Source organism: Actinomycetospora sp. (genome assembly GCF_055612215.1).
Map to the genome: position 1 here is coordinate 1 of NZ_JBVPVA010000600.1, position 8,357 is coordinate 8,357.

Sequence of the window (8,357 nt, forward strand, 5' to 3'; positions counted from 1 at the left end):
CGAAGGGCTTGTTGGTGATGAACAGGAAGGTGCAGTCGCCGTCGGCGGTCGCGCCGTGCTCCATCGACCCGCCCTCGGGGAACCACACGAAGCTGCCCGGCCCGTAGGTGCCCTGATGGGTGTTCAGGGTCCCGGACAGCACGTAGATGCCGTGCCCGCACGGGTGGGTGTGCCAGGGGTTCGTGAACCCGGCGCGGTACACCATCTTGAGCACCGACATACCGGTCTCAGGGTCGTCGAGCAGTGGCACGTGCTCGAGCACCGCCCCGATCGCCGGCACCGGGAAGTCCTGCCACTCCGCGGTGGTGGTGTCGGTGACGACGAGCTCGACGGGGTCGGGCGCGGTGCTGGTCATGGAGCCGAAGCCTGGGGCACCGTCGTTGCGGATCGGTGTCGTCCGGACGACGACGACGTCACCGGCTCAGCGTCCGGTCCAGACGGGCGCACGTTTCTCGGCGAACGCCCGCGGGCCCTCCTTCGCGTCCTCGCTGGAGAAGATGCGGCCCATCACGGCGGTGTTGTCCTCCCAGACCGCGTCGTCGGACTCGTCGGCGTGGACGGAGCGCAGCATCAGACCGCGGGACTCGCGCACGGCCAGCGGGGCGTTCGCCGCGATCGTCAAGGCCATCGCGCGGGCGGCCTCGAGCGCGGTGCCGGCGGGCGCGACCCGGTTGACCAGACCCAGCTCGTAGGCCCGCGCGGCGCTGATGGGCGCCCCGGTCATCGCCATCTCCAGGGCCACGACCCGGGGGATGCGCTGCGGGAGGCGCACCAGTCCGCCGGCGCCGGCGGCGAGTCCGCGGGTGACCTCGGGCAGGCCCAGCCGGGCGTCCTCGTCCACGATCGCGAGGTCGCAGAAGAGCATGAGCTCGAGGCCGCCGCCGAAGGCCAGGCCGTTGACGGCGGCGAGGGTCGGGGTCGACAGCTCGTGCCGGGTGAACCCGCCGAAGCCCCACTCCGGGTGGTCGGGGTCGGTGAGGGTGTCGCCCTGCGCGACGGCCTTGAGGTCCGCGCCCGCGCTGAACGCCCGGCCGGTGCCGGTGACGACGATCGCGCGCACGTCCCGGTCGGCGTCGGCCAACTCGAGTGCGGTCCCGAGCGCGGCGGCGACCTGGGAGTTCACCGCGTTGAGCGCCTTCGGGCGGTCGAGGGTGATGACGGTGACGGCGTCGCTGGTCTCGACGTGCACCGGGTCCTCGTCAGACACCTGGGTCTCCTCTCGCTCGGACGACGGGGCGCCGCCGGTGATCTCGGCGCGCGCGGCCGCGTCGTCGGCACCCTGAACGACCGCGGCGAGGCCACGCAGGGTCTCGCGGTCGGCGGCGTGGTGCTCGGGGTCGGGGCTGACCGCGATCGAGAACTCGACGTCGGTGACCACACCCGAGTACCGCTCGAGCAGCCGCCGGCCGATCTCGTCGTGGGTGCCGATGACGGCGAACCGGTCCAACGTCCCGTCGTCGATCATGTCGGGCAGCTCCTCCCAGCGCTGGGCCTTCGAGAGCTCCTTGGCGTCGGCGGCGAGGTCGTCCAGGCCGAGGTGCTCGAACGCGGCGCGGTAGCCGGGGGTGGAGGCGTAGAACGCGATCCGGGCGCGGGCGTCGCGGATCTTCGGCTGCAGCTCCTCCTCGGTCCGCGCGGACGCGACGAGGGGCTTCATGGCGACGCGGAACCCGTCGAGCGACCGGCCGGAGCGGGCGGCGCCGCGCCGGACCGCCGGGAGCATGACCTCGGCGATGTAGCTCGGGGTGCACACCGGGTGGGGGCGGACGCCGTCGGCGACCTCACCGGCCACCGCGCACATGTTCGTGTTCACGGCGGCGAGGTGCACGGGGATGTCCGGGTGCTCGATCGGCCCGGCGTCGAACAGCGGCACCATGAGGTCGAGGTCGTAGTGCTCGCCGTGGTGGTCGAGCTGCTCGCCGGTCTGCCAGGTGTGCCAGACCGCGCGCATCGCCCGGACGTAGTCGCGCATCCACGGGGCCGGTGGGTGCCACTCCAGCCCGTAGCGCCGCCGGATGTGGCCGCGGACCTGCGTGCCCAGCCCGAGGGTGAACCGCCCGTCCGAGAGCTTCTGCTGGGTCCACGCGTGCAGCGCGGTCGTCGTGGGGCTGCGCGGGAACGCAATGGCGACCGCGGTGGTCAGCCGGAGGCGTTCCGTGGCCGCGGCGGCCAGGGCCAGCACGACGAACGGGTCGTCCTTGGTCTCCTCGACCGCGAGCCCGCCGTAGCCGATCTCCTCGAGGAACGCGGCGTTCGCGGCCACGCTGCGGAGGTCCAGAGGCTTCTCCGGCGCCCGCAGACCCGGATCGACCTTCCCCAGCGGCAACAGGGTCTCGAGACGCATCGGACGGCCGACCTCCTCGTCGTGCGGGCGTCGCCGAGTCTGGCAGCCGTCGGGTCTGGCAGCAGTCCGTGCCGAGCGCGCAGGATCGTCGTCGTGAGCGTCGACCGCGAGTACGAGACCGAGGGCGGGGACCCGGTGTGCTGGATGCACCTGCTCTGTCCGTCGTGCGGCGCCATGCCGGACCCGGACGCTCCGGACGGCGACGGGCCGGCGTCGAGCACCTGTCCTCGCTGCGGTGAGGAGCGGGACGGGTGAGCACCGACGGGCCCCGGCCCCTCGAGTCGGGGATCGTGCGGGACTTCACCGAGAACCTGTCCTACGGCCGCTACCTGCACCTCGACGAGCTGTTGTCGGCGCAGCACCCGCTCTCGCGTCCCGAGCACCACGACGAGCTGCTCTTCGTCATCCAGCACCAGACCTCGGAGCTCTGGCTCAAGCTGGCCCTGCACGAGCTGATCACGGCGTGCGACGACCTGTCCCGCGACGACCTCGCGCTCGCGCTCAAGCGCCTGGCCCGCGTCAAGCACGTGCAGCACCAGCTCATCGAGCAGTGGTCGGTGCTCGCCACGCTGACCCCGAGCGAGTACGGGCAGTTCCGGGGGTTCCTGGGGACGTCGTCGGGGTTCCAGAGCTACCAGTACCGCGCCGTGGAGTTCGTCCTCGGCAACAAGGACGAGCGCCTCCTCGAGATGTTCGCCGACGACCCGACGGCGCAGCGCATCCTCACCGACGCGCTGGACCGCCCGAGCCTCTACGACGAGTTCCTCCGGCTGCTCGCCCGGCGCGGCCACCCGGTGCCCGACGAGCTGCTGCACCGCGACGTGCGCGAGGCCCACGTCGAGAACGCGGAGCTCGTCGGGGTGTTCCGGACGATCTACGCCGACCCCGACCGCTATTGGGACGTCTACGAGGCCTGCGAGGAGCTCATCGACCTCGAGGAGAACTTCCAGCTCTGGCGCTTCCGCCACCTCAAGACCGTCGAGCGGACGATCGGCTTCCGTACGGGCACGGGCGGCTCGAGCGGCGCGGCGTTCCTGCGGCACGCCCTCGAGCTCACCTTCTTCCCCGAGCTCTACGCGGTCCGGACGGCGCTGTAGCTCGTCCGCGTCGCGTTCCTGACCGACATCCCGATGGCGCCGGGTCGGAACAGCGTGGCCCCGCCGTGGGTTGGCACCGGAAGGACCACACCCCGGGAGGACGCCCGATGACGGTCACCGACGACCACCAGACCCTGCAGGCCGACTGGCAGCGCTGGCACGACGAGCGCGAGGAGACCCTGCGCGAGCCGCACGGGTGGCTCGCGCTGACCGCGTTGGAGTGGTTGGACGAGACCCCGCGCGCCGTCGCCGACCTGCCCGGGACCTGGCGCGCGCCGGGTGACGGCTCCGTCGAGATCACCGCGGCGGCCGCGGACGCGGTCGAGGTGGACGGCGAGCGCGTCGACGGCACCAGGGTCGTGCACCCCGTCGACGGGGCTCCCGGCGTGCTCGTCACGGTGGGGGAGCGGGTCGTCGAGCTCGCCCGCCGCACCGACTCCTACGCCCTGCGCGTCCGCGACCCGCAGGCCGCCACCCGCCTCGCCTTCCGCGGGGTGCCGCACTTCCCGGTCGACCCGCGCTGGGTCGTCGCCGGTCGCTTCGAGCCCTACGCGGAGCCGCAGCGGATCACCGTCGGCGCCGTGGTCGACGGGTTGTCGCACTTCCCGACGGCCGTCGGGACCGTCACCTTCGCGCTCGACGGCCGCGAGCACCGCCTCGTGGCGCTGGCCGGGAAGGGCAGCGGGCTGACGCTGCACTTCCACGACGCCACCAACGGGGCGAGCACCTATGGCGGCGGCCGCATCCTGCGGACGGACGACCCGGCCGAGGACGGCTCGCTCGTCGTCGACCTCAATCGCACCGTCAACCTGCCGTGCGCCTTCACCGCGTTCGCGACGTGCCCGCTCCCGCCGGCGGACAACGTCCTGGACGTCGCCGTGGAGGCCGGCGAGCAGCTCCCCGCCGCGGGGTAGTCCGAGCAGGGACGAACGACGGGCACGGCGCGGGAGCGCTCGTCGTCCGGTGGCGAGGGCGTGCGGCACCGGCCGTGTGAGAGACCGCTGATGGGGTATGACCTCCCCCGACCCGTGATCCGATCGAGATCACCGGAGACGTGGAGGACTCATGACGCGAGTGAACGCCACCCGCGCCGGAATGGCCGTCGCGGCGGCCACACTGGCGATCGGCGCCCTGGGCGCCTGCTCCAGCGGGACGCCGCCGCTGCCCCAGGGCGCGCCCTCCGGCGCCCCGGCACCTGCCCCCGCCGGGCAGCCCGCGCCGGGCGCGCCTGCGCCCGGTCAGCCCGGTCAGCCGGGTGCTCCGGGCGCTCCGGGTGCTCCGGGTGCGCCCGCGCCGGGCCAGCCGGGTGCCCCGGCCGGTGCCACGACCCCGGGTCAGGGCGGCGCCGGCGGGACCGCCGGCAACGGCGGCGCCAACGGTGGCTCGACGGCGGGTGGCTCGACGGCGGGTGGCTCGACCGCCGGCAGCGGTTCCACCTCGGGCAGCGGTTCGACCTCGGGCAGCGGTTCGGGTTCCGGCACGGGCTCCGGCTCCGGCTCGAGCAACGGTGGCGCGCCCAGCCAGACGCCGTCGGGTGGGGTGCAGACGGGCGGCGGCAGCACCTCGGGCGTCGAGCATGGTGACCTGTTCGCCCTCGGCGGCGGCGCGCTCGTGGCCGCCGGTGGCGTGGCCATGGCGGCCACCCGTCGTCGTCGCACCCAGGACTGAGACTGGCCACGCCCCCGGACGGCGCCGGTGCCGAGGCGCCGGCGCCGTCCGAGCCCTCTCCCGACCCTTCTGCCGGACGGACGCCCCGGCGGCGGGCGCTGCTCGCGCTGGCCGCGGTGCTGGCCCTCGTCGGGGTCGGCGCGATCGTCGCCGCGGTGCTCCTCCAGCAGCAGCCGCCGGCCGAGCACGACGCCGGCGCTCTGCCCGCGCCGCCCGCCACGAGCGCGCCCGCCCGGCCGACGACCCCGCTCGGCCCACCGCCCTCGCCACCGGGCCGCATCACGATCGCGAAGCTCGGCATCGACTCGCGGGTGGCCTCGGTCGGGCTGAACCCCGACCGCACCATGGAGGTCCCGGCGAAGGGCCCGCTCTACGACCTCGCCGCCTGGTACCGCTACTCGGTCACCCCCGGCCAGCAGGGCCCGTCGGTGATCATCGGGCACATCGACTCCGCGGAGAACGGGCCGTCGGTGTTCTACCGGCTCGGCGAGCTCGCCCCGGGCGACGCCGTGACCGTGACCCGCGAGGACGGCCGCACTGTGCCGTTCACCGTCTACGCCACGCGCTCGTTCGCCAAGGACGCGTTCCCGACCGGCGAGGTCTACGCCGGCACCCCGGGCCCCGAGCTGCGGCTGATCACGTGCAGCGGATCGTTCGACCCGACCTCGCGGTCCTACCGGGACAACACGGTCGTCTTCCTGCGCGAGAGCGGCCCGCCGACCTGAGCGGCCCGCCGACCTGACCCGGCCCGGCTCAGCGGTCGAGCGCAGCGAGGTCGGCCAGCGCCGCGGCGTCCACGCGGTGGGTGGTCCAGCCGTCCTGCGGGGTCGAGGACAGGGTGGCGTAGAAGTCGAGCGCCGGGGCGTTCCAGTCGAGCACCGCCCACTCCAACCGGGCCCACCCGCGCTCGACGCACACCGCCGCGAGCCGGGCCAGCAGGGCCCGGGCCAGCCCGAGGCGGCGGTACGACGGCGAGACGTAGAGGTCCTCGAGGTGCATGCCGTGCACCCCGGTCCACGTCGAGAACGTGGTGAACCAGAGCGCCGTCGCGGCGAGGACCCCGTCGACCTCCGCGACGTGCCCGAACACCGCGGGTTGCTCGGCGAACAGGGCGGCGTGCAGCTGTTCGGCCGTCAGCAGGCACGACTCCGGCTCGCGCTCGTACTCGGCGAGCTCGTGGACGAAGCCCACCACGGTGGGCACGTCCTCGGGGCGCAGGTCGCGGACGACCACGGTGGGGCGCGGGCGCTCGGCGGGCGCAGCGGTGGCGTCGGGGCGGGTGGACACGCGACCATCTTCGCCGCCGGCTCGACCACGCACCCCGGGAGGACCCCATGACAGCCCTGGTGACGGGCGGCGGGACCGGCATCGGGCGGGCGGTGGCCGAAGCGCTGGCGGGGCTGCGCGGTCCGGACGGGAGCGGCCACGCCGTTGCCGTCGCGTACAGCCGCTCCGCGGACGACGCGAACGCCACCGTCGAGGCCATCCGCGCCGCGGGCGGCACGGCCGACGCGTTCCGGGCCGACGTCACCGACGACGCCGCGGTGCGCGGTCTCGTCGCGGAGGTCCGGGAGCGGCTCGGGCCGGTGTCCGTGCTGGTCAACAACGCGGGCGGGACCGAGCACATCGCCCTCGACGACCTCGAGGCCGCCGACGACGAGGTGTTCGAGCGCCTGTTCCGGCTGAACACGCTCTCGGCGTGGCACTGCGCACGAGCGGCGGCCGCCGACCTGCGAGCGGCCGACGACGGGTGCGTGGTCAACGTCGGGAGCGCGTCCGTGGCCTCCGGGCGGGGCTCGTCGGTGCCCTACGTGGTGTCCAAGGCCGCGCTGTCGGGGCTCACCCGGGCGCTCGCGAACGCCCTCGCGCCGGTGCGGGTCAACGAGGTGTGGCCGGGGCTGGTCCTGACCCGGTGGTGGGCCGGCCAGGAGGAGCGGGGCCGGGAGCTGGCGTCGAACGCGATCGTCGGGCGGGAGACCACCGTCGAGGACGTCGCCGCGGCCGTCGTCGGACTCGTGACCTCGCGGGCGATCACCGGGCAGACGATCACGATCGACGGCGGCCAGAACCTGTAGCGCACCTCGGCGTTCGGGTGGTGTCGCGGGCGGCGCCGTGATCCTGCGGCGTGGTGGCTGGGCCGTTCAGGTCGTTCGCGCGGGGGCACGGGGGGAGCGGGGTCAAGATCGACCCGCACCCCGCCGTTCCTGGACACGTGACCGTCTCGCGCGACCTCGCCCCGGCCCGCACCGTCCACGAGCCCGCCGTCCCGGCCCAGCCCGGCCGCCCCCGCTCGGTCCCCACGCAGTCCGGCGCGTCGCGACCCGTCGTCGGGCACCCGTCGGCCGCGTCCGGAGCCCTCGGCACCGTCCGCCGTGCCGTCGAGGCGCTCCGCCGGGCCCTGGACGACGGGACCGTGCACCACCACCGCGACACCGGCGACCCGGCCCGGCGTCGCGCGCCGGGCATCGAGGTCGTGCGCCTGTGGGCGGCGGGGCACGGCGTCGAGGAGCAGCGGCGCGCCTGCCGCGGGTGCAGCGAGACGCCCTGATCCCCGGGGCTCAGATCCCGAGCAGGGCCTCCGCGTTGCCGTGCGCGATCCGCTCCCGGTCGGCCTCGTCGAGCGGGGCGTCGGCCAGGAATGCCGTCGCCTCCGCCGAGTCGGCGAAGGGGTGGTCCACCGAGAAGAGGATCCGCTCGGGGCCGAACACCGCGAGCGCGCACGCCAGCGGCGGCGCGGTGGTGTAGCCCGCCGTCGTGATCAGGACCTGGTCGAGGACGGTGCGCATCACCGGCCGCTCCCCGGCGGTGGCGGTGCCGAGCCGCTCGTCGGCGCGCGCCAGCGAGAAGGGCAGGTTCTCGCCCATGTGCCCGACGACGACGCGCAGGTCCGGGTGGGCGTCGAACGTCCCGGTGACCGCGAGGCGCAGCACGTGCATGCCGGTCTCGACGTGCCAGCCCCAGGCCGCCGTCGCCAGGGTGGCGCCCGCGCGCTCGGGGAGGCGCGCGTAGTAGATCTCGGCGACCGCGGGCGGCGGCGGCGCGGGGTGCAGGTAGAGCGGCACGCCCAGCTCGGCGCAGGTGGCGCGGACCGGCGCGAACTCGGGGTCGTCGAGGAACCGCCCCTGGGTCTGGCCGAACACCATGGCGCCGACGAAGCCCGCGTCGCCGACGGTGCGCCGCAGCTCCTCGGCCGCGGCCGCCGGGTCGCCGAGCGGCAGCGTGGCGAACGCGCCAAACCGGTCCGGGTG

Annotated in this window: 11 protein-coding genes; 7 read left to right on the forward strand and 4 right to left on the reverse strand. The window is 74.8% G+C overall.

The window, feature by feature from the left end:
- Together AC0CYZ_RS16385 and AC0CYZ_RS16390 are read right to left on the reverse strand one after the other, a co-directional pair.
- Positions 1-355 (reverse strand): cupin domain-containing protein (locus AC0CYZ_RS16385; RefSeq protein WP_472217192.1); only part of this gene is annotated, 355 nt, incomplete at its 3' end.
- 66 nt (positions 356-421) lie between these two features.
- On the reverse strand, positions 422-2,344 hold the full coding sequence (locus AC0CYZ_RS16390) for a TIGR03617 family F420-dependent LLM class oxidoreductase (protein ID WP_472217194.1): 1,923 nt from the start codon (positions 2,342-2,344) through the stop codon (positions 422-424).
- Positions 2,345-2,437: 93 nt separating this feature from the next.
- On the opposite strand from AC0CYZ_RS16390, the gene AC0CYZ_RS16395 reads away from it, so the two are divergent.
- The 5 genes from AC0CYZ_RS16395 to AC0CYZ_RS16415 all read left to right on the forward strand — a co-directional run bounded on the left by AC0CYZ_RS16395 (position 2,438) and on the right by AC0CYZ_RS16415 (position 5,834).
- Positions 2,438-2,599: a hypothetical protein gene (locus AC0CYZ_RS16395; RefSeq protein WP_472217196.1), complete on the forward strand. Its 162-nt coding sequence runs from the start codon at positions 2,438-2,440 to the stop codon at positions 2,597-2,599.
- Positions 2,596-3,441, forward strand: coding sequence for a tryptophan 2,3-dioxygenase (locus tag AC0CYZ_RS16400; RefSeq protein WP_472217198.1), 846 nt, complete (start codon positions 2,596-2,598; stop codon positions 3,439-3,441). Before AC0CYZ_RS16395 ends, AC0CYZ_RS16400 begins: the two co-directional genes overlap by 4 nt.
- A 107-nt stretch (positions 3,442-3,548) precedes the next feature.
- Positions 3,549-4,355 (forward strand): DUF1684 domain-containing protein, encoded by an 807-nt coding sequence (locus tag AC0CYZ_RS16405; RefSeq protein WP_472217199.1) that lies wholly within the window; start codon positions 3,549-3,551, stop codon positions 4,353-4,355.
- A gap of 151 nt (positions 4,356-4,506) precedes the next feature.
- Positions 4,507-5,109 (forward strand): hypothetical protein, encoded by a 603-nt coding sequence (locus tag AC0CYZ_RS16410; RefSeq protein WP_472217201.1) that lies wholly within the window; start codon positions 4,507-4,509, stop codon positions 5,107-5,109.
- A 116-nt stretch (positions 5,110-5,225) separates the two neighbouring features.
- The gene (locus AC0CYZ_RS16415; RefSeq protein WP_472217203.1) at positions 5,226-5,834 is read left to right on the forward strand and encodes a class F sortase; all 609 of its coding nucleotides are present in this window, start codon (positions 5,226-5,228) and stop codon (positions 5,832-5,834) included.
- Between the two features lie 28 nt (positions 5,835-5,862).
- On the opposite strand, the gene AC0CYZ_RS16420 is transcribed toward AC0CYZ_RS16415, so the two are convergent.
- Complete coding sequence (locus AC0CYZ_RS16420) at positions 5,863-6,396, reverse strand: GNAT family N-acetyltransferase (RefSeq protein ID WP_472217205.1); 534 nt, start codon at positions 6,394-6,396, stop codon at positions 5,863-5,865.
- A gap of 47 nt (positions 6,397-6,443) precedes the next feature.
- On the opposite strand from AC0CYZ_RS16420, the gene AC0CYZ_RS16425 reads away from it, so the two are divergent.
- Together AC0CYZ_RS16425 and AC0CYZ_RS16430 are read left to right on the forward strand one after the other, a co-directional pair.
- Entirely contained in the window at positions 6,444-7,184 is a 741-nt protein-coding gene (locus tag AC0CYZ_RS16425; protein WP_472217207.1) for an SDR family NAD(P)-dependent oxidoreductase, read from the forward strand.
- Between the two features lie 137 nt (positions 7,185-7,321).
- Entirely contained in the window at positions 7,322-7,657 is a 336-nt protein-coding gene (locus AC0CYZ_RS16430; RefSeq protein ID WP_472217209.1) for a hypothetical protein, read from the forward strand.
- 10 nt (positions 7,658-7,667) lie between these two features.
- Here the strand turns inward: AC0CYZ_RS16430 and AC0CYZ_RS16435 are convergent.
- Positions 7,668-8,357, reverse strand: a 690-nt coding sequence (locus AC0CYZ_RS16435) for an amidohydrolase family protein (protein WP_472217211.1), incomplete at its 5' end; no start/stop codon positions are given.

What these genes read in the sequence shown, in the direction of transcription:
- AC0CYZ_RS16390 (WP_472217194.1), bottom strand. Translation starts at nt 2,344, where the DNA reads ATGCGTCTCGAGACCCTGTTGCCGCTGGGGAAGGTCGATCCGGGTCTG.
- AC0CYZ_RS16425 (WP_472217207.1), top strand. Translation starts at nt 6,444, where the DNA reads ATGACAGCCCTGGTGACGGGCGGCGGGACCGGCATCGGGCGGGCGGTG.
- AC0CYZ_RS16410 (WP_472217201.1), top strand. Translation starts at nt 4,507, where the DNA reads ATGACGCGAGTGAACGCCACCCGCGCCGGAATGGCCGTCGCGGCGGCC.
- AC0CYZ_RS16405 (WP_472217199.1), top strand. Translation starts at nt 3,549, where the DNA reads ATGACGGTCACCGACGACCACCAGACCCTGCAGGCCGACTGGCAGCGC.